This is a genomic window from Cryobacterium sp. Hh11 (genome assembly GCF_004404045.1).
GTDB classification, from domain to species: domain Bacteria; phylum Actinomycetota; class Actinomycetes; order Actinomycetales; family Microbacteriaceae; genus Cryobacterium; species Cryobacterium levicorallinum.
Map to the genome: position 1 here is coordinate 160,175 of NZ_SOHF01000025.1, position 23,936 is coordinate 184,110.

General features: G+C 63.1%; 22 protein-coding genes. 3 read left to right on the top strand and 19 right to left on the bottom strand.

Features of this window, described 5'->3' with window-relative positions; genetic code table 11:
- Nucleotides 1-38: 38 nt before the first annotated feature.
- From nrdE to E3T46_RS11905, 10 genes are all read right to left on the bottom strand, one after another.
- Nucleotides 39-2,144, bottom strand: a complete 2,106-nt coding sequence (gene nrdE / locus E3T46_RS11870) for a class 1b ribonucleoside-diphosphate reductase subunit alpha (RefSeq protein ID WP_104132195.1) — start codon at nucleotides 2,142-2,144, stop codon at nucleotides 39-41.
- 26 nt (nucleotides 2,145-2,170) lie between these two features.
- Nucleotides 2,171-2,575, bottom strand: a complete 405-nt coding sequence (gene nrdI / locus E3T46_RS11875; protein WP_134578703.1) for a class Ib ribonucleoside-diphosphate reductase assembly flavoprotein NrdI — start codon at nucleotides 2,573-2,575, stop codon at nucleotides 2,171-2,173.
- 53 nt (nucleotides 2,576-2,628) lie between these two features.
- Nucleotides 2,629-2,862 (bottom strand): glutaredoxin-like protein NrdH, encoded by a 234-nt coding sequence (nrdH, locus tag E3T46_RS11880; protein WP_092448338.1) that lies wholly within the window; start codon nucleotides 2,860-2,862, stop codon nucleotides 2,629-2,631.
- 452 nt (nucleotides 2,863-3,314) lie between these two features.
- Nucleotides 3,315-4,544 (bottom strand): multiple monosaccharide ABC transporter permease, encoded by a 1,230-nt coding sequence (gene mmsB / locus E3T46_RS11885; protein ID WP_134444077.1) that lies wholly within the window; start codon nucleotides 4,542-4,544, stop codon nucleotides 3,315-3,317.
- A gap of 30 nt (nucleotides 4,545-4,574) precedes the next feature.
- A complete protein-coding gene (mmsA, locus tag E3T46_RS11890) occupies nucleotides 4,575-6,104 on the bottom strand; it encodes a multiple monosaccharide ABC transporter ATP-binding protein (RefSeq protein WP_134578704.1) in 1,530 nt (509 codons plus the stop codon).
- 143 nt (nucleotides 6,105-6,247) lie between these two features.
- A complete protein-coding gene (gene chvE, locus E3T46_RS11895; RefSeq protein ID WP_241980684.1) occupies nucleotides 6,248-7,372 on the bottom strand; it encodes a multiple monosaccharide ABC transporter substrate-binding protein in 1,125 nt (374 codons plus the stop codon).
- Between the two features lie 59 nt (nucleotides 7,373-7,431).
- Complete coding sequence (locus E3T46_RS17995) at nucleotides 7,432-7,608, bottom strand: hypothetical protein (protein WP_166790252.1); 177 nt, start codon at nucleotides 7,606-7,608, stop codon at nucleotides 7,432-7,434.
- On the bottom strand, nucleotides 7,608-8,318 hold the full coding sequence (locus E3T46_RS11900; protein ID WP_134467018.1) for an L-ribulose-5-phosphate 4-epimerase: 711 nt from the start codon (nucleotides 8,316-8,318) through the stop codon (nucleotides 7,608-7,610). The genes E3T46_RS17995 and E3T46_RS11900 overlap by 1 nt, the downstream gene beginning before the upstream one ends.
- The gene (locus E3T46_RS18000; RefSeq protein ID WP_166790263.1) at nucleotides 8,315-8,476 is read right to left on the bottom strand and encodes a hypothetical protein; all 162 of its coding nucleotides are present in this window, start codon (nucleotides 8,474-8,476) and stop codon (nucleotides 8,315-8,317) included. The genes E3T46_RS11900 and E3T46_RS18000 overlap by 4 nt, the downstream gene beginning before the upstream one ends.
- 252 nt (nucleotides 8,477-8,728) lie before the next feature.
- Nucleotides 8,729-9,766, bottom strand: a complete 1,038-nt coding sequence (locus E3T46_RS11905) for a LacI family DNA-binding transcriptional regulator (protein ID WP_166790274.1) — start codon at nucleotides 9,764-9,766, stop codon at nucleotides 8,729-8,731.
- A gap of 180 nt (nucleotides 9,767-9,946) precedes the next feature.
- On the opposite strand from E3T46_RS11905, the gene E3T46_RS11910 reads away from it, so the two are divergent.
- Nucleotides 9,947-10,765 (top strand): shikimate 5-dehydrogenase, encoded by an 819-nt coding sequence (locus E3T46_RS11910; protein ID WP_134444085.1) that lies wholly within the window; start codon nucleotides 9,947-9,949, stop codon nucleotides 10,763-10,765.
- Between the two features lie 183 nt (nucleotides 10,766-10,948).
- On the opposite strand, the gene E3T46_RS11915 is transcribed toward E3T46_RS11910, so the two are convergent.
- Nucleotides 10,949-12,094 carry a cystathionine gamma-synthase gene (locus E3T46_RS11915; protein WP_134578706.1) on the bottom strand — a complete coding sequence of 382 codons (1,146 nt, stop codon included), beginning with the start codon at nucleotides 12,092-12,094 and terminating at the stop codon, nucleotides 10,949-10,951.
- Nucleotides 12,095-12,117: 23 nt separating this feature from the next.
- On the bottom strand, nucleotides 12,118-13,482 hold the full coding sequence (locus E3T46_RS11920) for a cystathionine beta-synthase (protein WP_134444087.1): 1,365 nt from the start codon (nucleotides 13,480-13,482) through the stop codon (nucleotides 12,118-12,120).
- 269 nt (nucleotides 13,483-13,751) lie between these two features.
- Between E3T46_RS11920 and E3T46_RS11925 the strand changes: the two genes are divergently transcribed.
- A complete protein-coding gene (locus E3T46_RS11925) occupies nucleotides 13,752-14,432 on the top strand; it encodes a DUF3105 domain-containing protein (protein ID WP_134444088.1) in 681 nt (226 codons plus the stop codon).
- Between the two features lie 25 nt (nucleotides 14,433-14,457).
- Nucleotides 14,458-15,150, top strand: a complete 693-nt coding sequence (locus tag E3T46_RS11930) for a DUF305 domain-containing protein (protein WP_134578707.1) — start codon at nucleotides 14,458-14,460, stop codon at nucleotides 15,148-15,150.
- A 134-nt stretch (nucleotides 15,151-15,284) separates the two neighbouring features.
- Here E3T46_RS11930 and E3T46_RS11935 read toward each other — a convergent pair whose 3' ends face one another.
- The 7 genes from E3T46_RS11935 to E3T46_RS11965 form a co-directional block, all read right to left on the bottom strand.
- The gene (locus E3T46_RS11935) at nucleotides 15,285-16,082 is read right to left on the bottom strand and encodes a DUF6454 family protein (protein ID WP_134578708.1); all 798 of its coding nucleotides are present in this window, start codon (nucleotides 16,080-16,082) and stop codon (nucleotides 15,285-15,287) included.
- On the bottom strand, nucleotides 16,082-17,632 hold the full coding sequence (locus E3T46_RS11940) for an inositol monophosphatase family protein (RefSeq protein WP_134578709.1): 1,551 nt from the start codon (nucleotides 17,630-17,632) through the stop codon (nucleotides 16,082-16,084). Before E3T46_RS11940 ends, E3T46_RS11935 begins: the two co-directional genes overlap by 1 nt.
- The gene (locus E3T46_RS11945) at nucleotides 17,629-18,705 is read right to left on the bottom strand and encodes an ABC transporter ATP-binding protein (protein WP_134578710.1); all 1,077 of its coding nucleotides are present in this window, start codon (nucleotides 18,703-18,705) and stop codon (nucleotides 17,629-17,631) included. The genes E3T46_RS11940 and E3T46_RS11945 overlap by 4 nt, the downstream gene beginning before the upstream one ends.
- 37 nt (nucleotides 18,706-18,742) lie before the next feature.
- Nucleotides 18,743-19,588, bottom strand: coding sequence for an ABC transporter permease subunit (locus E3T46_RS11950; protein WP_241978819.1), 846 nt, complete (start codon nucleotides 19,586-19,588; stop codon nucleotides 18,743-18,745).
- Nucleotides 19,588-20,475, bottom strand: coding sequence for an ABC transporter permease subunit (locus tag E3T46_RS11955; protein ID WP_134471580.1), 888 nt, complete (start codon nucleotides 20,473-20,475; stop codon nucleotides 19,588-19,590). Before E3T46_RS11955 ends, E3T46_RS11950 begins: the two co-directional genes overlap by 1 nt.
- Nucleotides 20,476-20,525: 50 nt before the next feature.
- The gene (locus E3T46_RS11960; RefSeq protein WP_134578711.1) at nucleotides 20,526-21,683 is read right to left on the bottom strand and encodes an extracellular solute-binding protein; all 1,158 of its coding nucleotides are present in this window, start codon (nucleotides 21,681-21,683) and stop codon (nucleotides 20,526-20,528) included.
- Nucleotides 21,684-21,965: 282 nt separating this feature from the next.
- Nucleotides 21,966-23,864 (bottom strand): ABC transporter ATP-binding protein, encoded by a 1,899-nt coding sequence (locus tag E3T46_RS11965; RefSeq protein ID WP_134578793.1) that lies wholly within the window; start codon nucleotides 23,862-23,864, stop codon nucleotides 21,966-21,968.
- Nucleotides 23,865-23,936 lie beyond the last annotated feature (72 nt).

Consider the following 23,936-nt stretch of genomic DNA (forward strand, 5'->3'; position numbering starts at 1 on the left):
TCGACCAGCGGATTTAATCCATCATTCGATGCGCCAGATTAAAGCGCGCACGAGACACAACCCTCAATTTCCGTGCCTTCGAGGGCCATCTGGCGCAGACGGATGTAGTAGATCGTCTTGATGCCCTTTTTCCATGCGTAGATCTGCGCGCGGTTGATGTCGCGGGTCGTCGCGGTGTCCTTGAAGAACAGCGTCAGCGAGAGGCCCTGGTCAACGTGCTGGGTCGCCGCCGCGTAGACATCGATGACCTTCTCGTAGCCGATCTCATAGGCGTCCTGGTAGAACTCCAGGTTGTCGTTCGTCATGAACGGCGCCGGGTAGTAGACGCGGCCCAGCTTGCCTTCCTTGCGAATCTCGATCTTGGCCGCGATCGGGTGAATCGACGCGGTCGAGTTGTTGATGTACGAGATCGACCCGGTCGGCGGCACGGCCTGCAGGTTCTGGTTGTAAATACCGTGCTCGACAACGGATGCCTTCAGCTCGGCCCAGTCCGCCTGCGTCGGAATCGACACTCCGGCCTGGGTGAACAGCTCGGCGCCGCGGTCAGTCGTCGGCTCCCACACCTGGTCGGTGTACTTGTCGAAGAACGCACCGGAGGCATAGGTGCTGTTTTCGAAGCCCTCGAAGGTGCGACCGCGCTCGATGGCGAGGGCGTTCGAGGCGCGCAGCGCGTGGAACAACACCGTGTAGAAGTAGATGTTGGTGAAGTCGATGCTCTCTTCACTGCCGTAATAGATGCGCTCACGGGCGAGGTAGCCGTGCAGGTTCATCTGGCCGAGGCCGATGGCGTGCGAACGGTCGTTGCCGTCTTCGATGGAGCGAACCGAGCTGATGTGGCTCTGCTCGGACACCGCGTTCAGGCCACGAATGGCGGCGTTGACGGTGCGCCCGAGGTTGCCGGAGTCCATCGCCAGGGCGATGTTCATCGACCCGAGGTTGCAGGAGATGTCCTTGCCGATCTCGTTGTACGAGAGGTCCTCGTTGTACGTGGTCGGGGTGTTCACCTGCAGAATCTCGGAGCAGAGGTTCGACATGTTGATGCGACCGTCGATCGGGTTGGCCTTGTTCACCGTGTCTTCAAACATGATGTACGGGTAGCCGGACTCGAACTGAATCTCGGCGAGGGTCTGGAAGAACTCGCGCGCCTTCATCTTCGACTTCTTGATGCGGGGGTTGTCGACCATCTCGTGGTACTTCTCGGTCACCGAGATATCGGCGAAGGGCACGCCGTAGACCTTTTCCACGTCGTAGGGCGAGAAGAGGTACATCCACTCGTCATTCTTGGCGAGCTCAAAGGTGATGTCAGGAATGACGACACCGAGCGAGAGCGTCTTGATGCGAATCTTCTCGTCGGCGTTCTCCCGCTTGGTGTCGAGAAAACGCATGATGTCGGGGTGGTGCGCCTGCAGGTAGACGGCTCCGGCTCCCTGCCGGGCACCGAGCTGGTTGGCGTAGCTGAAGGAGTCTTCGAGCAGCTTCATCACGGGGATGATGCCGCTGGACTGGTTCTCGATCTGCTTGATCGGGGCGCCGGCCTCACGAATATTGCTGAGCAGCAACGCCACGCCGCCGCCGCGCTTGGACAGCTGCAGCGAGGAGTTGATGCCGCGGCTGATCGACTCCATGTTGTCTTCGATTCGCAGCAGGAAGCAGGAGACGAGCTCGCCGCGCTGGGCCTTGCCCGAATTCAAAAAGGTCGGCGTCGCGGGCTGAAAACGGCCGGCGATGATTTCTTCGACCAGTTCGACGGCAAGCTTCTCATCACCGGATGCGAGACCCAGCGCCGTCATGACGACGCGGTCTTCGAAACGCTCGAGATAACGCTTGCCGTCGAAAGTCTTCAGCGTGTACGAGGTGTAGTACTTGAATGCGCCGAGGAAGCTCTGGAAGCGGAACTTCTTGGAGTAGGCGAGGTCGTTCAGGCTCGTGATGAACTCGAACGAGTACTGGTCGAGCACGGCCTGCTCGTAGTATTCCTTCTCGACCAGGTAGTCGAGGCGCTCGCGCAGCGAGTGGAAGAACACCGTGTTCTGGTTGACGTGCTGCAGAAAGAACTCCCGCGCGGCTTCCTGGTCTTTGTCGAACTGAATCTCACCGTTCGGCCCGTACAGGTTGAGCATGGCGTTGAGCGAGTGGTAATCCATGCTCGGCGCATCCACTGGTGTGACTTTCACGGCTGTTGTTTCCAAAATTCTTCCAATCCGTCGTGAACGATGCGTACATCATCCGGCGTTCCAAATACTTCAAAGCGATACAGGTGCGGCACCTTGCACTTGGCGGCGATGATGTCGCCGGCCAGGCAATAGGCCGTGCCGAAATTCATGTTGCCGGCGCCGATGACGCCGCGAATAAAGGACCGGTTGGTCTCGTTGTTCAAAAACTTGATGACCTGCTTGGGGACAGCCCCGCCGTCACGGCCCCCACCATAGGTGGGCACGCACAGCACGAACGGAGCCTGGACGACGAGCGGCTCGTCGCGGGCGTGGAGCGGAATGCGTGCGGCCGACCGGCCCAGCTTTTCGACAAACCGATGGGTGTTGCCCGAGGTGCTGGAAAAGTACACCATGTCAGTCATCCGTGCGAGTCAATCCTGAATTTGTGGGTGTTGGCGCGAGGGTGCGATCTGAACTACGCGAGGCGAGCGGCGAGCGCGTTGATCTTGTCCGGGCGAAAGCCGCTCCAGTGCTCTTCGTCGGTAATGACGACGGGCGCCTGCAGGTAACCAAGGGCCTTGACCGCGTCGAGAGCGTTCTCGTCGACCGAGAGATCGCGCACCTCGTACTCGATGCCCTTGTTGTCGAGGGCACGGTAGGTGGCCGTGCACTGCACGCAGGAGGGCTTTGTGTAAACGGTGATTGCCATGGTCATGGCCTCTTTTCTTGGCTGATTCAGTCTAATTCTGCTCGCGATACTTCGCAAGTATGTTCTATAAAAAACTTCGACCTCGAGCCGGAATTCGTCGGAAATCGCAGTGTAAAGTGAGCAAGTTTTCGCCTGGCAATACTGCCTGGCTAGAGTCTCAATACTACATCTAGTGATCAAAGAAGAATAGAGCCACTACATACGGTAATTACATTTATGTAGTTATCCACCGACATTCCACAAGCCGCACACCGCCGACCGGCCCCAGACCGCCCGAATTCCGCGGAACCCCGGACAGTTATCCACAGGGCGTTGCCCTGACTATATTTTGCCTGTGGAATGTCCGACGGCGTGTCGCGGCCGGTCCCCACACCGAGCGCGCACGGCACACAGAAAGGCCGGAACGCTCACGCGTTCCGGCCTTCGGGTGGGTAGTGCTAACGCGAGAACGGTCAGTGACCGCCCGACCGGCGCTTGTTGTATACGTCAAAAGCCACAGCGAGAAGCAGCACGAGGCCTTTGACTGCCTGCTGCCACTCGATGCCAATGCCGAGAATCGACATACCGTTGTTGAGCACACCAATGATCAGACCGCCAATGATGGCGCCGCCGACCGTACCGATGCCACCCTGCACGGCCGCACCACCGATGAACGCTGCCGAAATGGCCTCGAGTTCGAAGCCATCACCGGCCTTCGGGCCGGCGAGATTAAGCCGGGCGGTGAAGATGAGGCCCGCCAGGGCGGCGAGAATACCCATGTTCACGAACAGGTAGAAGTCGACCTTGCGGTTCTTGATGCCGGAGAGTTCGGCTGCGTGGCGGTTGCCGCCGATCGCGTAGATGTGGCGTCCGAACACCGTCCGGTTCATCACAACACCATAGATGAGAACGAGCACGGCGAGCACGATCAGGGTGACCGGGATGCCCTTATAGCTCGCGAGCGCGTAGGCGAAGAAGCCAACTGCCGCGGTGATCAGGATGAGCTTGGTCACGAACCACACCAGGGGCTCGACCTCTTGGCCGTACTTGGAGCGTCCTAGGCGCGTGCGCACCTGCTGCACAATCAGAGCAATGACGGCGATCAGTCCGACTCCGAGGGTGAGCGGGTCAAGGTCGAACTCGCCGAACACGTCGGTGAGAAAGCCGTTGCCGAGCGCACGGTACTCGGCCGGGAAGGAGCCGATATTCGTATTTCCGAGCACAACGAGCGCCAGGCCGCGAAAGATGAGCATGCCCGCCAGAGTCACGATGAACGCCGGGATTCCCACATACGCAATCCAGAAGCCCTGCCACACGCCAACAAGAGCGCCGATGCCGAGCGACATAATGATGGCCAGCCACCACGGCAGGCCCCACTGCACGGCGAAGACACCGGAACATGCGCCGACGAAAGCGGCCACCGATCCCACCGACAGGTCGATGTGGCCCGCAACGATCACCATCACCATTCCAATGGCGAGAACGAGAATGTAGCCGTTCTGCACGATCAAGTTGGAGATATTTTGCGGGCGTAAAAGGATGCCGTCGGTCAGGACCGTAAACAGCACCACCACCAGAACGAGGGCAATGAAAATACCGTTCTTGCCCAGGTCGGCCAAAACGTGACTCAGCCAAGACGTGGCTTTGTTCTCACTCGGGTTGACCAGGCCTCCCGTGGCCGGCGTGGTCTCTTGATCACTCATTGGGGTTCTCCTTTTCCGCTAGCGCCGGCGCTAGCGGGCCTTTTCCATGGTCATGTGCTTAATGAGGGTCTCCGGCGTGGCGGTCTCAATCGGGAATTCCCCGGTGATGGCACCCTCAGCCAGGGTATAAATGCGATCGCAAATGCCGAGCAGTTCCGGCAGCTCCGAAGAGATGACGATAACGCCCTTACCGGCCGCGGCAAGTTTGTTGATGATTGTGTAAATTTCGTATTTGGCCCCGACGTCGATCCCGCGGGTGGGCTCGTCAAGAATCAAAACGTCGGGGTTGGAATAGATCCACTTCGACAGCACCACCTTCTGCTGGTTGCCACCAGAGAGTTTGCCGGTCTTGACGAGCACGTTCGGAGCCTTGATGTTCATGCTCGTGCGGTATTCGTTGGCGACCTGATACTCCTCGTTGTCATTCACGAGGCCCTTGCGTACCAGCCGATGCAGCGCCGCCATAGAGACGTTGCGCTTAATGTCTTCGATCAGGTTCAGGCCGTAGGTCTTGCGGTCCTCAGTGGCGTAGGCGATGCCGTTGTCGATGGCTTCGGTCACGGTGCGGGTCTTGATCTCAGTGCCGTGCTTGAATACCTTGCCGGTGATGCGGCTCCCGTAGGAACGCCCAAACAGGCTCATTGCGAATTCCGTGCGGCCAGCCCCCATGAGGCCGGCGATTCCCACAATCTCACCGGCACGTACGCTGAGGTTGACGTGGTCAACCATCATGCGCGTCACGTCTTGCGGGTGAAAAGCGGTCCAGTCCTCAACCCGAAGGATCTCTTCCCCAATGTCGGGAGTGTGATCCGGGTAGCGGTGCTCGAGGTCACGACCGACCATGTCTTTGATGATGCGTTCTTCGGTGACGTCGAGCTTGGCGATGGTTTCAATGGCCCGGCCGTCACGGATGATCGTGACCGCGTCGGAGACTTTCTTGATCTCGTTGAGCTTGTGGCTGATGATGATCGACGTGATGCCCTGACCCTTGAGGTGCAGGATGAGATCGAGCAAATGGTCGGAGTCGTCATCGTTGAGGGCCGCCGTTGGCTCATCCAGGATCAGCAATTTCACCCGTTTCGAGAGCGCCTTAGCAATCTCGACGAGCTGCTGCTTGCCGACGCCGATGTCCATGATCCGCGTCGTTGGATTTTCGCGCAGCCCCACCCGGGCAAGAAGCTTGGCAGCCTCAGAGTTGGTCTTGTTCCAGTCGATGAGACCGAAGGCGCCGCGCTGTTCGTTGTTCAGAAAGATGTTCTCGGCAATAGAGAGGTACGGACTGAGCGCGAGCTCCTGGTGAATGATCACGATTCCCTTGGCCTCGGAATCACTGATGCTCTTGAACTCAACGATTTCGTCTTCGAAGACGATGTCGCCGGTGTAGGTGCCGTGCGGGTAGACGCCGCTGAGCACCTTCATCAGGGTTGACTTTCCGGCACCGTTCTCGCCGCAGATGGCGTGGACCTCCCCGCGACTGACGTCGAGTGTCACTTCAGAGAGCGCCTTTACTCCGGGAAACGTCTTGGTGATGCCGCGCATCTCAAGGATGTTCGTAGTCACGTGAGCACCTTCTTTATTCCTCTATTGCATGGTCAGAAACCGGGCGATTTCGGCGACCGGTAAAAATGTGTGGGGCACAACGGCCGGTGGGGTAAAACTACCCCACCGACCGTTGGGCACGGGCTAAACAGGAGCAGCGAAACCTAGCCGTTGATTTCTGCTTCTGTCCAGTAGCCCGAATCAATCAGCACGGCCGGGATGTTGTCCTTGACCACGATCGTCGAGTCGAGCAGGAACGACGGAACGATCTTCACACCGTTGTCGTAGTCCTCCGAGTTGTTGGTCTCGGGGGTCTCGCCATTCAGCAGGGCGACGGCCATGTTCACGGCGACGGATGCGAGCTCGCGCGTGTCCTTGAAGATGGTGCCGTACTGCTCACCCGAGTTGATCGCCTTGACCGAGTCGATCTCGGCGTCCTGGCCGGAGATGATGGGCCAGCCGTCGCCGACGGAGTAGCCAGAGCCCTCGAGGGCAGAGATGATGCCACGAGAGATGCCGTCGTATGGCGACAGGATGGCGTTGACCACGGTGCCGTCCGAGTACTGCGCGGTGAGGAGGTCCTCCATGCGAGCCTGTGCTTCTTCTCCGGCCCAGCGGAGGGTAGCGACCTGCTCGATGTCGGTCTGGTTGCTCTTGACCACGAGGACGCCGTCGTCGATCAGCGGCTGGAAGGCATCCATTGCACCGTTGAAGAAGAAGAATGCGTTGTTGTCATCGAGCGAACCGGCGAAGAGCTCAAGGTTGAACGGACCGGCAGGCGCGCCTTCGATGGGCGTTCCGTCGAGTTCGGCAAGTCCGAGTCCGTTCAGGACCGACCAGGCCTGCTGCTGTCCGACCTTGAAGTTGTCGAAGGAGGCGTAGTAGTCGACGTTTTCGGTATCGCGAATGAGTCGGTCATATGCGATGACGGGAATGTCCGCGTCAGCGGCGTCCTGCAACACGCTCGTGAGCGTCGTGCCGTCGATCGAGGCCACGATCAGGGCTTCGGCACCCTTGGTGATCATGTTCTCAATCTGCGAGACCTGCATGGGGATATCGTCCTCGGCGTACTGGAGGTCGACGGTGAAGCCCTGTTCCTCGAGCTGGCTCTTGACGGCGTTACCGTCGGCGATCCAACGCTCGGAGCTCTTGGTCGGCATGGCAACGCCGATCAGTCCCTTGTCGCCACCTCCGTCGGTGCCGGTGGATGTGGCGCCGGATGAGCAGGCTGCCATCGATACCGCGAGGGCACCCGCGGCCACGACTGCGAAGAATACGTTCTTTTTCACTGTGTTACCTTTCATTCTGTTTATCGTCATTGATGTGAAATTGCAGGATTGTGGAGCAATTACAGGCCTTGTGCCAGTCGGTAGTAGGCCTGATTCCAACGCACTTCGCGGGTGAGATCGCGCAGGGTGGTGGTTTTATCGTTCACGAGAAGCTCGGTGCGAGCGATCTCGGCGAAATCGTGGAGCACCTCGGTGCCGCCGGCAGACGACGTTGCGGTGGTGCGGTCAGTTGCCATCACTGCAACGCCCCCTGCGGTGCTTGTCCGTAGACATTCTGGTAGCGGGCGAACAGGGAATCGATAGATTCCTGTGGGATCGGGACGAGTTCACCGCCCACGCGGGCAAGCTGAACCGTGCGGGCAACGTCCTCCACCATGACCGCGGCCTTCACCGCATCGCGAGCGTCCTTGCCGATCGTGAAGGGCCCGTGGTTCGCCATCAAGACGGCACGAGAACGGTGGCCGGTGAGAGTCTCCACGATGCCGCGGCCGATCGAGTCGTCGCCGATAATGGCGAAAGGTCCGACCGGGATCGGGCCGCCGAATTCGTCGGCCATGGCCGTGATAACGCACGGGATGGCTTCATTGCGGGCGGCCCAGGCCGTGGCGTAGGTGGAGTGCGTGTGCACGACACCGCCGACATCGGGCATGTTCCGGTAGACGTAGGCGTGTGCTGCGGTGTCACTCGACGGCGAGCGGTCGGCGCCCGGCGTACCGGGGATGACATTTCCGTCAAGGTCACAGAGAATCATGTTCTCCGGCGCCAGGTCGGCGTAGTCGACCCCGCTGGGCTTGATGACGAACAGGTCGGCGCCCGGCACCCGGCCGGAGACATTGCCGCCGGTCCAGACCACGAGCCCGTTGCGAAACAGCTCCGCGTGCAGGCGGGTGATTTCAGCGCGAACGCGGGCGACCGCGACCTCGATCTGGGGGCCGTAGGTGCTCATGCGAACACCAGCGTGGCGTGGTCCATGGCCGCGGCCAGACGGCCGCCGGCAGCGCGCACCATAACGGCCCGGATCGGATTGGCCACGCTCAACGCGCGCGTCCCGCCGTCGACCGAGGTCAGGGACTCGGCGCAGGAGATCGCATCGGTTGTACTCACGGAATCGACTCCTATGTCAGGTCTGAGCGCGGACGATACCGCGAGTGGTTCGGGTGTGGTGACAGGGCAATCGCTTGACTCGATCTGCATGTTCCGACCGAATGTGATCGGTCACATTGCTGTGTGTTTATGTTAGCGGCATTGGGACACACTGTGTCAACAGCGACTGTGTCTCGTTTGAATAACGCTCGAAATCGGACATCCCGCCGATCGAAATCGCTACAAAGGATCGATCGACCCGCAGGCCGACCCTCAGAATGCCGGGCGGGCGGTCGAGCCGCGAACGATGAGCTCCGGCATGATGGCGCCCTGATTTTCCGCGGTGGTGCCCGCGATGTTGGCCAGTAGCAGCGCGACGCAGCGCCGGCCGAGCTCGGCGAAGTCCTGGCGCACCGTCGTGAGCGGTGGCCAAAAGTGAGCCGCCTCCGGGATGTCGTCGAAGCCCACGATGCTCACGTCGCGGGGCACCTCGAGCCCGGCTTCCCGGATCGCGTGCATGAGGCCAAGGGCCATCTGGTCGTTGGACGAGAAGATTGCAGTGAAGTCCCGCACGTGCAGCAGCTCGCGCCCGGCGTGATAGCCGAATTGCGCAGTCCAGTCGCCGAGGATCGGCGCCGTGGTCGGAACTTCCCTGGCCCCCATCTCCTCCAGGAAGCCGTGCATGCGAGCCTCGGCCTCGATCCAGTCCTGCGGCCCGGCGAGATGATAGATGTCACGGTGTCCGAGGTCGATGAGGTGCCGAGTGGCCAGTCGTGCACCGGCGATCTGGTCCACGGTGAGGGCGTTGGCGCCTACGTTCCCGGAGGACTGCAGCGTCACGAACGGCACATCGATCGACAGTAGCTTGAGGGCGTTGAACACCTGCACCTGCGGTGCGATCACCACGATCCCCTCCACGGACTGGGACATCAGGTGGTCGACGGCCGCCGCGATTGACCCGGGCTCCCCACGATTGAGGTTCGCCGTGTTCACAAAGTATCCGGCGTCCCGCGCCGCGTCCTGGATCGCGGCGATGCTGCTCGCCGGGCCGTATTCGGCGCTCGACGCGGACAGCACACCGATCGTGCGGGATCGTCCGCGCGAGAGTGCGCGGGCGGCCCGATTGGGCCGGTATTGCAGTTCTTCGATGACCGCGAGCACCCGGGCTTTGGTGGAATCGCGAATGCTGGCGTGATTGTTGAGCACGCGCGATACGGTCTGGTGGGAGACCCCGGCGAGGCGTGCGACGTCGCGGATGCTCGGCGCACGCTCTTTCGTTGAGTCGTCCGACACGGTCACCCCCGAAGTCATGTGCACGGTCACAATTTGGCCCGCGGTTACATTATGCAGGCACAGACCGCGATGTGACAGTCACATTGTGACGGTCGCATTGTGACGGTCACATTGTGACGGTCACATTGTGACGGTCACATTGTGACGGTCACATTCGCCCGGCCCGACTCGTGTCGCAAAGCACGGCACACTGGAGTTATGCCCATTCTCAACAAAGACATGACCCTGTGCATCTCACTCGCGGCCCGCCCGAGCAACCTGGGCACCCGGTTTCACAACTATCTCTACGAAGAATTCGGCCTGAACTACATTTACAAGGCCTTCGCCCCGGTTGATCTGGCGAATGCGATCGCCGGCGTGCGCGGATTAGGCATCCGCGGTTGCGCCGTGTCGATGCCCTACAAAGAAGACGTCATCGCTCTCATCGATGAAATGGATGCCTCGGCGTCGGCCATCGACTCGGTCAACACGATCGTCAACAACGCGGGGCACCTCACGGCGTACAACACCGACTATTCCGCAGTGCAGCGTCTGCTCGCCGAGCACGCCGTGCCGCGGAACTATTCGGTCATTCTGCGCGGCAGCGGCGGCATGGCCAAGGCCGTCGCAGCGGCCCTGCACGATGCCGGGTTCGCCCAGGGAACGATCGTGGCACGCAACGAGGGCACCGGCCGGGCGCTGGCCGCACTCTACGGTTACGACTGGGCACCCGAGGTCGGCCCGCTCACCGCCGACCTCATCGTCAACGTCACGCCGGTGGGTATGACCGGAGGCGCGGCATCCGCTGAAACGTCATTTCTGCCCGAAACGATAGCGGGGGCACGCCTGGTCTTCGACGTTGTAGCCTCCCCCGCCGAAACTCCGCTCATTCTGGCGGCGCAAGCGCTCGGCAAGCCGGTCATCACGGGAGCCGAGGTCGTCGCGCTGCAGGCCGAGGAGCAGTTCTTTCTCTACACCGGCATCCGTCCAACTCCCGATCAGGTGCGCCGGGCCTCCGCTTTCTCCCGCGAGCCCTGACCCCGCTCTCTGCACCGAACCGAGCCCGGGACCCAGCTTAGAAACTGGGCCCACGTTCATAAACTGGGCCCGCACGCGCGATACCCCGCAAGTCTTTCCGGGCCCGGGCCCGGAAAGCGGGCCCATGATCGATCATGGGCCCGCTTTCCTAACCTGGGCCCGCAACAAACGCGTCGGTCCAGATCAGGCCCCGGGCAGCGCACCCTTCAGGTCGGCGATGAGGTCCTCGACGTCTTCGATTCCGACCGAGAGGCGAATGATATTGTCGGGCACCTCGAGCTCGGTCCCGCGCACCGAGGCGTGCGTCATTTCCGAGGGGTAGTTCACGAGCGACTCCACGCCGCCAAGCGATTCGGCCAGCTGGAACAGGTGCATCGACTCGGCGAACTGGCGTGCGGCCACGGCGCCACCGGCGAACGCGATGGAGATCATGCCGCCGAAGCCGGACATCTGCTTCTTGGCCAGCTCGTGCCCCGGATGGCCAGGCAGCCCCGGGTAGTAGACCTGCTCGATGGCTGGGTGGCCGTCGAGAAATTCGGCGATGGCCTGGGCGTTCTTGCAGTGCCGTTCCATGCGCACCGAGAGCGTCTTGATGCCGCGGACGGTCAACCAGGAGTCGAGCGGGGCCGACACCGGCCCAGCCGCGAACTGCAGAAACTTGGCCTTCTCGTGCAGCTCGTCATCGTTGATGATGAGCGCGCCGCCGAGCACATCAGAGTGGCCGCCAAGATATTTCGTGGTCGAGTGTACGACGACGTCAGCGCCGAAGGCAAGCGGATGCTGCAGGGCCGGCGACGCAAACGTGTTGTCGACGATCGCGATGACACCGTGTCGGTGCGCGATCTCCGACAGTGCCGCGATGTCGCTGATCTTCATCAGCGGGTTGCTCGGCGTCTCCACCCAAAGGATTTTGGTTTCGGGGCGGATGGCCGCCTCAACCGCCGCAAGGTCGCTCATCTCAACGGTCGTGTTGAGCACGCCCCAGGCTCCGTGCACCTGGTTAATGAGCCGGTGGGTTCCTCCGTAGACGTCGTTGCCGAGCACCACGTGGTCGCCCGGCTTGAGGATGGCGCGCAAAATGGTGTCTTCCGCAGCGAGACCGCTCGCGAACGACAGGCCGTGCTTGCCGCCTTCCAACGCGGCGAGCATGGATTCGAGCCCGGTGCGGGTGGGGTTGCCGCCGCGGCTGTACTCGTAACCGCCGCGCAGGTTGCCGATGCTCTCCTGCACGTAGGTGGAAGTCTGGTAGATCGGCGGAATGACGGCGCCGGTCGTCGGGTCGAATTCCTGACCGGCATGGATGGCGATCGTGTCGAACTTGTTAGCCATGGGTGCTCCCTGTGTAGAAATGATTAGACGCTCAGGTAGCTGAGCAGGTCGTGCCGGGTGATGACGCCGAGTGGTTTGCCGCCGTCGGTCACGAGCAGCGCGTCGTGAGTGGCGAAGGCGGCGCGGGCGGCAGCGACGGGCTCGTTGACGCCGATCAGTGGCAGCGGCACGCCCACGATCGCCCCGATCCGGTCGGTCAGCTGCGCGTCGCCGGAGAAGACCCGGTCCATCAGAGCTCGCTCATCGACCGAGCCAAGCACCTCCCCCATGACGACGGGCGGCTTGGCGCTCAGTACGAGCAGCTGCGACACACCCTGGCTGGTCATGGTTTCGATGGCGTCACGCACGGTGTCGCTCGGGTGCACATAGACCAGAGCCGGCAGTCGCCCGGTCTTCGATTCGAGCAAATTGGCGACCGTGTGACCGGCGGGGGCTGCGCTGAAACCGTAGCTGCGCATCCACTTATCGTTGAAGATCTTGCCGAGATAACCGCGACCGCCGTCGGGCAGCAGGACCACGATGGTGTCGTCGGGTCCGAGCTTTTCGGCTGCACGCAGGGCGGCAACGACGGCCATTCCGCTCGAGCCGCCGACCAAAATTCCCTCTTCGAGCGCGAGCCGCCGGGTCATCGCGAAGGAGTCGGCGTCGGAGACGGCGATGACCTCGTGCACGACGGCGGGATCATAGGCGCCCGGCCAAAAGTCCTCACCAACACCCTCAACCAGGTAGGGCCGGCCGGTGCCGCCGGAGTAGACCGAACCTTCAGGGTCCGCTCCGATGATGCGCACGGCGTCGTTCGACACCTCCCGTAGGTAGCGGCCGGTTCCGGTGATGGTGCCGCCGGTGCCGACTCCGGCGACGAAGTGCGTGACCGTGCCGTCGGTGTCGCGCCAGATCTCGGGGCCGGTGGTCTCGTAGTGACTGAGCGGGCCGTTCGGGTTGAAGTATTGGTTGGGCTTGAACGCACCCGGAATGTCCCTGGCCAGCCGGTCCGAGACGCTGTAATACGATTCGGGGTCCTCCGGTGAAACGGATGTCGGCGTCACCACGATCTCGGCGCCGTATGCCGTGAGGACGTTGCGTTTGTCCTCGCCGACCTTGTCCGGCAATACGAACACACACTTGTAGCCGCGCTGCTGCGCCACCAGGGCCAGGCCCACCCCGGTGTTGCCGGAGGTGGGTTCGACGATCGTACCGCCGGGTTTCAAGAGTCCATCGCGCTCGGCCGCGTCGATAATGCGCACCGCGATACGGTCCTTCGCCGAGCCGCCCGGGTTGAGATATTCCAGCTTCACCAGCACCGTCGCGGTCAATCCCGCGGTGACCTTGTGGAGTTTGACCAGCGGCGTGTCACCGATGAGGTCGAGAATGGTGTTAGCGATTTTCATGGGAATTCCTTCTGTCGAGCCGCACGCCAGTGGGCAGGCGCGGCCTCGGGTTGCACCGGCGCGGCGCGTTCCGGACGGTGGCCGGGCGCGTTCGTGGAGGGTCGGCTAGCGACAGCAGCAACACGACGAGTGAACGGGCACTCCTCCACTCTAACGGGCGGCGAGACCTGGCGACCAGCCTGAGAAATGTCTGTGAGAGCGAGATCAGAGGGAAGCTGCAGGGGCGACTGGTACGTTCAATTGGAAGTAGTTCCCACAGAGAGGCCGTCGTGACCCCCCAGCCCGGATCCCCAGTCAATAAAGCGTCGATCAAGGAAGAGCGTGCTGCGAAGCGCGCGAAGAAGCTGGAGGAATATCACCGCCAGCAGAAGCGCAGCAAGCGCAACCGACGGATCGGCATCATCGGTGGCTCGGTCGCCGCGGTCGCTGTCATCGCCCTCTTGGTGGCCACTTTTGCGCTCGCCCCGAAAGCGGCGAACTACGCGGGCGGCGGCGCCGGCGATGCGTCGACGATCGACGGCGTGGAGACCTTCACTAACACGGCCGGACACGTCGAAACGGCGGTGACCTACGAGCAGACGCCGCCCGCCGGTGGCGAACACGCCCCGGCCTGGCTCAATTGCGGCGTGTACGACCAGGTGGTTCCGAGCGAGAACGCCGTGCACTCGCTCGAGCACGGCGCAATCTGGGTTACCTATGACCCGTCGATCTCCGACGCGGAGCTGGACACGCTCAAGGCCGAACTTCCTTCCACCTATGTGGTTCTCTCGCCCTTCGACGGGATTCCGGCGCCGATCGTGCTCAGCGGCTGGAATTCTCAGCTGCAGATCGACAGTGCCGACGACCCCCGCATCGGTGAATTCTTCACCGAATTCTGGAAGAGCACGAACGTGCCCGAAGACGGCGCCTCCTGCTCGGGCGCAATCGACGCCCCCGGCAAGGTTTCCTAGAGCACGGGACAGCGTGCAGCCCATAATGCCTGCGCGACCAGCGGATGCCCCACCGTCGCGACCGCGCCGCACCCTGATTCGTGCGATCGCGGCATCCGTTCTGGTGACGGCGCTCGTAGTCGGAGCCGTGGCTTTCTCAATCGGCAGATTGAGCACGATCGTCGACGCGACGCCCGAGACGACGAGCGCCGAGGCCGGCTTCGCGCGGGATATGCAGGAGCACCACAACCAGGGGGTCGAACTCGCCCTGATCATCCGCGATCGGACCGATGATGAACCGGTGCGGCTGCTCGCCTACGACATCGCCACGACGCAGGCCAAGCAGAGCGGGCAGATGTCGGGCTGGCTCGCCGTGTGGGGGCTGCCGCAATTCGCCCCGGAGCCGTCGATGACCTGGATGACCCGACCCGGGCTCTCCGGCGAGACCCACGACGGACCGCACACGGCCGGTTCCGACGCCGTGCACGTCGCCGGCGACCCAATGCCGGGGCTCGCTACGCCCGCACAGATTGCGGCGCTCACCGCGGCATCCGGCGTTGAAGCTGAACGCGAGTTTCTGGTCATCATGATCGCCCATCATCAGGGTGCGATCGAGATGGCTGAGGCGGTGCTGGACCGCAGCACGAACGCGACCGTGCTGGCGCTCGCGACCGCCGTCGTGGCCAGCCAGAAGTCCGAGATCGATCTGATGACCGGGATGCTCGCCCACCGTTCGTAGCCCTCCCCGGTGCGCGCCGGGCCGTCGGTGCGCCTCCGTGCGACGGGCGCCGGGCGCCGGGGCCACCCTATGAACCGGGGCCCAGTCTATGAACTGGGCCCACGTTCCGGGTCCGGGCCCCGTGCACGATGGCGTCAGGGGGTGGCGCGATAGGTCAGAATTTCGGTGCCGTTGCCTTCGTCGTCGTCGTCGGGGGCCACCCGAATCGTCACGCAGCCCGAGTCGAGCGAGATCGAGAACGGGTTTCGAGTGACCGTGTGCCCGGCCGTCGAGTACAGGCCGATCGGAAATTCCCGAGCGATCGTGCGCTGTGCGGTATCGATGAGTGCCAACCCGCCCAGCTCAAAGGCTCCGGATGCCCCGCTCAGCACCGCGATTCCGCTCGCGGCGATGAGACCCTCACCGAGAAAGCGGCAGTCCTGGTAGTCGATGAACCCGCTCGGATTCGGCCAATACGCGACCAACGCCCCAGCAACAGTCCAGGTGTAGAAGAACCGTGAGCCCCAGCTGGCGCCGTGCACGAGGCCATTCACCCGGTCGCAGACCACCCAGCTCACGTGGTCGGCGACCCGAAAGCGCTCCCGAACCTCGCCGGACGCCGGGTCGATCGTCATAATCATGCTCTGGCCGCCCGGGCGGTACTGCGCCACCGACACCCATACCGAACTGCCGTCGAAGTCGATGCCGCCCGGGTGGTACATCTCGCCGTCGCCCACGATCACATCCCGCTGCAGCGCTCCGCGCTCGTCGATGATGAACATGTGACCCACTCCACGGGTTTCGGCCTGAATCTCCACCGAAGACAGAAAGGTGAGTCCCGCGGCGAAGGCCAGCCCCTGCGGGTGGAAGGTGGCAAAGTCGAGCGGTAACCGATCGACCAGGTGCCAGGGCGTCTGCCGGTCGAGGCCGTCGAGTGCGTCGAGTGTGGGCATCAGCTCGCGCGCACGGCGGCGCGCCACAGGCCATACACTTCCGTCGCGGCCTCGGGGGCGGCCACCACGATGCCGCCGCGCCGAGGAAACGCGTTCGGAATCCCGTCTTCGTCAAGCACGACGCCACCGGCCTCCTGCACGATCAGGGTGCCGGCCAGATGGTCGACGGCGCTGAATTGGCCGATCACCGAGGCTGCTCCCCGTCCGGCGGCGATTCCCACGACGGTCAACGTGGCTGAGCCCATCACCCGCATGATGCTGAACCGCTCGCCCAGCGCGGTCAGGAGTTCGATCATGCCCGGCCACGGCAGGTGCCCGGCGAGTTCCGTGTTTACGACCCGTCCGGCCAGCGACAGTGGTCCCTCGCCGGCTCGGGGCAGCGCCAGGGCAGCGCCATTGAGCCGGGCGCCCTGCCCGGCCACCGCTTCGAACAGGTCGCCGCGCCAGGGTTCGGACACGACGGCGACGTAGGGAACGTGATCCACCGCCAGGGCGAGTGAAAACGACGTCCATGGAATCAGGTTGGCGTAGTTTGTCGTGCCGTCGACCGGGTCGAGGTACCAGCACGGCACACCGGCCTGCGCCTCGCCGCCCATTTCTTCGCCGACGAAGTTGTGGCCGGGAAACTTGGCAGCAATCCGCGCGCGAACATGGGCCTCGACGGCAACGTCCACCTCGGTCACGAGGTCGCCGGGGTTCGCCTTGGTCGAAATTGTTCCCTTGTCGGCGGATCGGCTGTAGTCCTGCGCCCAGATCGCGAGTTCCCGGGCAATCGCACTGGCCTCGCGCAGCTCGTCCGCCGAAAACGCCGAAACCGCAGAGAAAGCCGCCGGCTCAGGCCCGACGGCCTCGCGCACGGTCTCGGCGAGCAGAGCCAACCGATTGGAGGTCACGGAATCCACGCCCAGCGCGAGCACCCACCGCATGATCGCGGCGCTATCGACCGTCCAGCAGGCGACCCGCAAGCCCAGAGCATGAATGTCGTCCACGAGCTTTTGGCTGAGCACGACATACTCTGCGTTCACAAAATCCGGCCGGAGCTCATCGAGCAACTCAAGCGGTGGCGCCTCGCGCCGGTCCCACGGCAGCCAGATGCTAGCCGCAGCATCCAGAGAACGGATGCGCCGCATCCCGGCCAAACTTCCACACCACGCGACGTCCAGGCCGCTTTCTCGCACTACGTCAAAAGCCGGTGCGGCCGGCGCTTCCTCGTCCATGTCGATAAGCAGCAGAGCTGGGGAATCTTCGAACAGCTTCAGCGCGTCTCGCAACAACGGGACACGAAGATCGTCGCCGCCCAACAGGGCGACCTGCGCGTAGGTCAGGTCCGAGATGGCGGCGTCGAAGCCCCACAACCGAAGGAGGCTCGCATCGTGCAGCAACACCACCTGGCCGTCACGGGTGACCCGAACGTCGACCTCGACGTAGTCCGCCCCCGCCGCAATCGCCGATCGAATCGCTGCGAGGGTATTCTCCCGAAAATTCTGGGAATCCCCGCGGTGAGCGGTGACAGCGGCGACCCGCTGGGCGGCCGCGCTGGGCGCGCTCATGCCACCACCCCGGCGGTCGTGACGAGCCGGCCCTGCCGAAAGGTAAGCGCCTTCTGGATGGCGGCGTGACCGCGATCGCCGGGCGCCGGTGGCAGCCCGGAGGCGAAGGAGCGAAGAGTGGCGTCATCGCGCTTCAGGTAGATTTCGTGAAAATGCCCGTGGGGCACGACGCGCTCGACGACAGCCGGGCGTGCATCGAATGATGCGTGCAGGGTGAACACGACGTCTTCCGGGCGAATGCCGATGACGTCGTCACCGGGCACGATGGCGCCGTTCACCAGCGAACCTTCGATCCGGTTCAGGCTGCCGATAAAGGTGGCGACGAATTCGGTTTCCGGCCGGGAATACAGCTCGGCCGGCCGGCTGAACTGCTCAATCTTTCCGGCGTTCATCACGGCGATTCGATCGGACATCGACATCGCCTCCTCCTGGTCGTGCGTCACGATCAGCGTCGTGATGCCCAGGCGCTGCTGAATTTCACGGATGTCCTCACGCACTTTCACGCGCAGCTTCGCGTCCAGGTTGCTGAGCGGTTCGTCCAACAACAGCAGCTCCGGCTCCTGCACCAGGGCGCGCGCCAGGGCAACGCGCTGCTGCTCACCCCCGGAGATGCGGGCCGGCCGTGAGTTTTTGTGGTGCAGCAGGTTGACCAGCGCGAGGGCAGCATCCACTCGCTGCTCGATCTCCTTTTTGCCGAGTCGACGCAGTTTGAGGGGGAAGCCGACGTTCTTCACGACCGTCATGTGCGGCCACAGCGCATAGTTCTGAAACACCATGGCACTGGGCCGTTTCTCGGCACCGAGGGCCGACACCTCGCGGTCGTGCACCTGGATCGAGCCGGCGTCGGGCGCGAGGAATCCGGCGATCATGCGCAGGGTCGTGGTTTTTCCACAGCCGGAGGGGCCAAGCAGGGAGACCAGCTCCCCGTCCTGCACGGTCAGGTCGAGATTGTCGATGATGGTGCGACCGCCGAGCACCTTGTGGAGGCCGCGCACGCGCAGACCGCGCGAGCCGCCGGCATCCGTTTCAGGGTGTGTGGGTGTCGTGGAATGTATTTCTTCGATCAAAGTCATGGTCTTCTCTACACTTCTTGCGATTGCCGGAGCGGAGCTATTTGATTTGGAATCCCTCGGCGAGCGTGCCGCCGACGATGTGTTTGTGCGCCGCCAGCAGCAGGGCGACCGAGGGGATGGCCAGCAGAATGGAGAACACAGCCGCCACCTGATTCGGGTAGTTGAGCACGAGGGTGTACATCTGCGTTGGCATGGTCATAATGTCGGGTGCGCCAATGAGATAGGTCCCCTGCGCCTCGTCGAACGACGCCAGAAACGACATCACCGCGGCCACCAAAATTCCGGGCAGGGCCAGTGGGAAGGTCACGCTGAGGAACACTCGCAGCTTCGAGGCCCCGGCATCGCGCGCCGCTTCCTCGAGGCTGCGTGGCACCGCGGCGAAGGCGGCCGCAGGAATCCAGGTCATGAACACTACGGTTCCCAAAACGTGCACTATCAACACGCCCAGCACGGTGCTCATTAGGTTGAACGCGTAAAACAGCGAGGCGATGGTGACGTATAGACCCATTTTCGGGAAGGCGTTGAGGGCGAACAGCCCGATCAGAAAGGTTCGCCGACCCCAGAATTCGTAGCGCGCGAAAGCATACGCGGCCGGCAGACAGATGCAGGCCGACACCAGCACGGTCAACGCGGCGAGCGCGAGCGAATTCTGCACCGCACGGCCGAGCGTTTCGTCGCCGAGCACCACGCTCCACCAGCGCAGGGTCCAGCCGTCCGGGCCGAGGTTGGGGAAGGTCCAGGATTCGGCAAATGCTCGAATGCCCAGCCAGGCCAGCGGGCCGAGAATGAAAACGACCATGAGGACGAAAAAGAGCCCGCTGAGCGGACCGCTGAAGTTGAGCCGCGCTGCGTCCTGGCGCGCGCGCTTGGTGATCATCGTCATCAGACTTTTCCCTGATCCTTTGCTGATCGAAAGTTGGCCCAGACATACGCTGCAGCGATACCGGATGCGATCACAAAGACGATGAAGGCCATCACGACGGATTGCTGCGGCTGGTTGAAGGCCGAGAAATAGTTGGACATGCTCACGCCGAGCATGTTGGGCGCATTGGGCCCGGTGAAGTACGGCACCGTGAAGGAGCCGACCACGCCGATCGCGGTGAACGTGACCGCGATCAGGATCGGCACGAAGGCCATGGGAATGAGAATGGATACGACAATGCGCAGAAACCCGGCACCGGCGTCCCGCGCCGCTTCGATCATGGCGTTGGGAATGGCCTGCAGGCCGGAGGTGATCATGAGTACCGCGAACGGCAGCGAGGTCCACACCGATCCGATCACTACGGCGACCATGGTGAAGGCCCACACCGGTGCCTCGACACCGAACTGCGCAAAGACGCTGCGCACGAAGCCGTCACCGGAGTAGAACGTGACGATTGCCCAGGAGGCGATGACCACCGGTATAAACAGCGGGATGATCGCCAGACCGGACAGCAGCCGGGCCATCCGTCCGTCACGGAGCTTGAGGAACAGCCCGATGCCCAGGGCCAGAAAAATGACGATGACCGTGCTGAGCGCTGTCACGCCGACGGTGACCGAGAGGTCGCGCAGGATGCGGGAGTTCGAGAGCACCTCAATATAGGCCGCCGGTGTTCCCCACCAGTTCTCGGCTTCGTGCACGTTCAGGCCGATCGAGGCGATCACGTGGTTCAGGCCACCGGTCAGGCCGATGCTGAACGCAAATGCCAGGACGATCGGGAATCCCACGAACAGCAGAATCAAAATGATCGGGGGGAGGGCAAGGAAGAAGCCCAACCGGCGACGCGCCACAGCCGGGGTGGCTATGGCGCGTCGCTTTGAGCCCCTGGTCGGGGCGAGAGTCACTGTCCCGGAACTTCCTGATCCCACAGGTTGCTCAAGTCACTGCCCATCTGAGAGAAATACCCCTTGCGCAGGTTGCCGGTGTCGGCGTCCTCGAACTCGTTCTGAATGTCGGCCGAAAGCAGGTCGAGGCTGATTGCCGGGAAGCCGGCGATCTCGTTCACGATCATTTCCTGAGCGTCGGGGGTCAGGACGAAGTTGGCGAGCTTGAGCGCACCCTCCTGGCGGGGGCTGGCAGCCGGAACGCCGAGGTAGGCCGCGCTTCCGGTGAAGGACGGGTCGGCGATCTGCGTGTAGTTCACGGACTCGCCGATCGCGCCGTTCTTCTTGCCGGAGATGAACATGTCGGACCAGACCGGCGCCATCGAGATTTCACCGCTCGCCAGCAGGTCCAGCGTCTGCTGGTTGCCGTTGGGGTAGAAACCATTCTGGTAGATGTACGGGTTCAGGCTGCGGAGTGTTTCGAACCCTTCGGTCCACTCGCTTTCCAGTTCCTTCTCGTAGCCGACGGTCATTTTTGCGCGGGCATCCTCAGAGACGTACTTGTCGAGGACCGTCGCGACGAAGGCCGAGCCGGAACCGCCGGACTTCGGGGAGTTGTAGGTGAATTCGCCCGGGTTCGCCTCAATCCATGCCAGCAGCTCGTCGAGGGTCTTCGGCGGTGTCGGGATGGTGGCGGTGTCGTATGCCAGCAGAACGACGGAGCCGCGGTAGGCGATCCCGCCGGCACCGCCGGCCTCGACGACGTCACCCGGAATGTCATTGAAGGCAGGAATTTCGTCCGCGGTCATCGGCGTCAGCAGGCCGGCCTCGGCGGCCATGGGCACGAATCCGCCGTCAACGAGGTCGAAGCCCGGGTCCTTTTCCTGCTGCGTGGCACTCGTCAGCTTGGCCATCGTCTGGGCATCGTGCTCGCCGTGCAGATCGAGGTTGACCGCGACGGTGTAACCGGGGTTCTCCTCTTCGAAGGCGGGAATGAGGTGATCTTCCCACAGCGCCTGGATGTTTTCACCGCCACTGATGAGTACCGTGAGGGCCTGATCGGCCGACCCATCGGTGTCCAGCGATGTTGCGGCGCTGCTCTGCACGCATCCGGCTAAGGCCAGGATCGCGACTGATGCTACGGCTGTGGCGGCAAGGAGCCGAGTTTTTTTCATTACTGTCCGTCTGCTATTTGGGCGATGAGTAAGCCCCAATCTGGGGCACACCGATCTTCCAAAATGCGGGTGACCAGCACATTGCCCGAAGGTAAACAGAAAACGGTGCCCCGTCGACGCGAAGGTGAACGCAGATCCCGTGGCACCGTGCGGGTCGGGCCCACCCTCGGGAACCGGGCCCACCCTCGGGAACCGGGCCCACCCTCGGGAACCGGGCCCACCCTCGGGAACCGGGCCCATGATCTATCGTGGGCCCCCTTCCCCGGCCCGGGCCCGGGAAGTTTAGGAGCTGGGGCTGGACGTGATTTGGCGGGCGTAGAGAGACGCGTAGACGGCGCCTCGGGCCAGCAGCTCGGCGTGGGTGCCACGCTCGACGATGCGGCCGGCGTCGACGACGAAGATCACGTCGGCGTCGACGATCGTCGACAGGCGGTGGGCGATCGCGATGGTCGTGCGGCCATGACTGGCCGTGTCGAGCGCGGCCTGCACGACGCTCTCCGAAATGGAGTCGAGCGCGCTCGTGGCCTCGTCAAGAATGAGTACCGGCGGGTCCTTCAGCAGCACCCGGGCAATAGCGATGCGCTGCTTCTCGCCGCCGGACAGCCGGTAGCCGCGCTCCCCCACCATGGTGTCGTACTTCGCCGGAAAGGAGTCGATCGTGTCGTGGATGTTGGCGGCGCGCGCCGCCGCGATCAGCTCGGCATCCGTTGCCTCGGGTTTCGCGTAACGCAGGTTCTCGGCGATAGTCGCGTGAAACAGGTAGGTTTCCTGACTGACGATGCCGATGTGCGATACGAGTGACTCCTGCTGCAGGTCCCGCACGTCGACCCCGGAGAACAGTACCCGGCCGGCCGAGACCTCGTAAAAGCGCGGAATAAGGTATGAAACGGTGGTCTTTCCGGCTCCGGACGGCCCGACAAAGGCCGCGAACTGGCCCGGCTCGATTGTCAGGGACACATCGTCGAGGGTCGGTCGGGCGTCGCCGCCGGCATCCGGGTAGGCAAACCGCACCCGGTCGAACTCGACCCGGCCCCGATCGGTGCCGGCCGTCGGCACGAGCACCGCGTCGGGCTTGTCACTGATCGCCGGCTTCAGGTCGAGGTATTCAAAGATGCGCGCAAACAGCGCTGATGAGGTTTGCAGGTCGAGGGCGACCCGCATGAGTCCGAGCAGTGGAAAGATCAGCCGGGACTGCACGGTCGTGAAGGCCACGATCGTTCCGGGGGTGATCTCGGTCGTTCCGTTGAACACCAGCGCGCCGGCCACGAGGTAGACGATCGCGGGAATCGCCGACAGGAACACGCTCACCGTGGCGAAGAACCACTGGCCGCTCATCTGCTGACTCACCTGCAGCCGCACCTGGTTGCGGTTCTCCTGCGCATACCGATCGATCTCGTTCTGCTGCCGGGTGAAGCTCTTCGACAGCAGAATGCCCGACACGCTCAGCGTCTCCTGGGTGATCGCGGTCATGTCCGAGAGCGACTCCTGGGTCTTTCCGGCGATGCGCGCCCGCACCTGCCCGACCCGGCGCTGGGCGAATACCAGAACCGGCATCAGCACGACCGCCACGATGGTCAGCTGCCAGTTGAGCAGCAGCATCGCTACGAAAGCCGCGATCACCGTGACCGTGTTGCCCAGGATGCTGGAAATCGTGTTGGTCAGCACCGTCGCAACACCGCCGACATCGTTTTGCAGCCGCGACTGAATCACACCGGTCTTGGTCTTGGTGAAGAAGCTCAGTTCCATAGCCTGCAGGTGCGTGAACAGTCGCACCCGCAGGGCGCCCATCACCTTGTTGCCGACGCTCGCGGTGAGCCAGGTTTGCCAGACGCCGAGCAGCGCGCTGACCAGAAAAACGCCGAGCATCAGCGCAACGAGAACGCCAAGCACCGAGAGGTTCGGGGTGTCGCCGGGCGGAAAGAGGCCGTCGTCGAAAGCCCGCTGGGTGAGCAGCGGCGGCACGACCGAGAGGGCTGCGCTGATCAGAACGAGTACGACCGTGACGATGAGGGTGTTGCGGTGCGGCGCGAACAGATCGGTGATGCGGGCGAGCAGGTGCGGGATGCGCGGGGCGAGCGCGTTCTCGGCGCGCTGCGCCGCGGTGTCCGCTCCGCTGACTCGCTTGCGGGGGCGCTCCACCCCCGCCTGCTGCCGCGGGCCGTGGCCAGGGGCCCCGTGCATTCCACTCATGCACTTACTCTAAACGCAGCTGTGGACTACTTTTTCGGTCGGCAGCAAAGCAGCGCACACCAC

Coding starts and splice junctions, on each gene's coding strand:
- nrdE (WP_104132195.1), bottom strand. CDS start 2,144: ATGGATTACCACTCGCTCAACGCCATGCTCAACCTGTACGGGCCGAAC.
- nrdI (WP_134578703.1), bottom strand. CDS start 2,575: ATGACTGACATGGTGTACTTTTCCAGCACCTCGGGCAACACCCATCGG.
- nrdH (WP_092448338.1), bottom strand. CDS start 2,862: ATGGCAATCACCGTTTACACAAAGCCCTCCTGCGTGCAGTGCACGGCC.
- mmsB (WP_134444077.1), bottom strand. CDS start 4,544: ATGAGTGATCAAGAGACCACGCCGGCCACGGGAGGCCTGGTCAACCCG.
- E3T46_RS17995 (WP_166790252.1), bottom strand. CDS start 7,608: ATGGCAACTGACCGCACCACCGCAACGTCGTCTGCCGGCGGCACCGAG.
- E3T46_RS11900 (WP_134467018.1), bottom strand. CDS start 8,318: ATGAGCACCTACGGCCCCCAGATCGAGGTCGCGGTCGCCCGCGTTCGC.
- E3T46_RS11905 (WP_166790274.1), bottom strand. CDS start 9,766: ATGACTTCGGGGGTGACCGTGTCGGACGACTCAACGAAAGAGCGTGCG.
- E3T46_RS11910 (WP_134444085.1), top strand. CDS start 9,947: ATGCCCATTCTCAACAAAGACATGACCCTGTGCATCTCACTCGCGGCC.
- E3T46_RS11915 (WP_134578706.1), bottom strand. CDS start 12,094: ATGGCTAACAAGTTCGACACGATCGCCATCCATGCCGGTCAGGAATTC.
- E3T46_RS11920 (WP_134444087.1), bottom strand. CDS start 13,482: ATGAAAATCGCTAACACCATTCTCGACCTCATCGGTGACACGCCGCTG.
- E3T46_RS11930 (WP_134578707.1), top strand. CDS start 14,458: ATGCCTGCGCGACCAGCGGATGCCCCACCGTCGCGACCGCGCCGCACC.
- E3T46_RS11935 (WP_134578708.1), bottom strand. CDS start 16,082: ATGCCCACACTCGACGCACTCGACGGCCTCGACCGGCAGACGCCCTGG.
- E3T46_RS11940 (WP_134578709.1), bottom strand. CDS start 17,632: ATGAGCGCGCCCAGCGCGGCCGCCCAGCGGGTCGCCGCTGTCACCGCT.
- E3T46_RS11945 (WP_134578710.1), bottom strand. CDS start 18,705: ATGACTTTGATCGAAGAAATACATTCCACGACACCCACACACCCTGAA.
- E3T46_RS11950 (WP_241978819.1), bottom strand. CDS start 19,588: ATGACGATGATCACCAAGCGCGCGCGCCAGGACGCAGCGCGGCTCAAC.
- E3T46_RS11960 (WP_134578711.1), bottom strand. CDS start 21,683: ATGAAAAAAACTCGGCTCCTTGCCGCCACAGCCGTAGCATCAGTCGCG.
- E3T46_RS11965 (WP_134578793.1), bottom strand. CDS start 23,864: ATGCACGGGGCCCCTGGCCACGGCCCGCGGCAGCAGGCGGGGGTGGAG.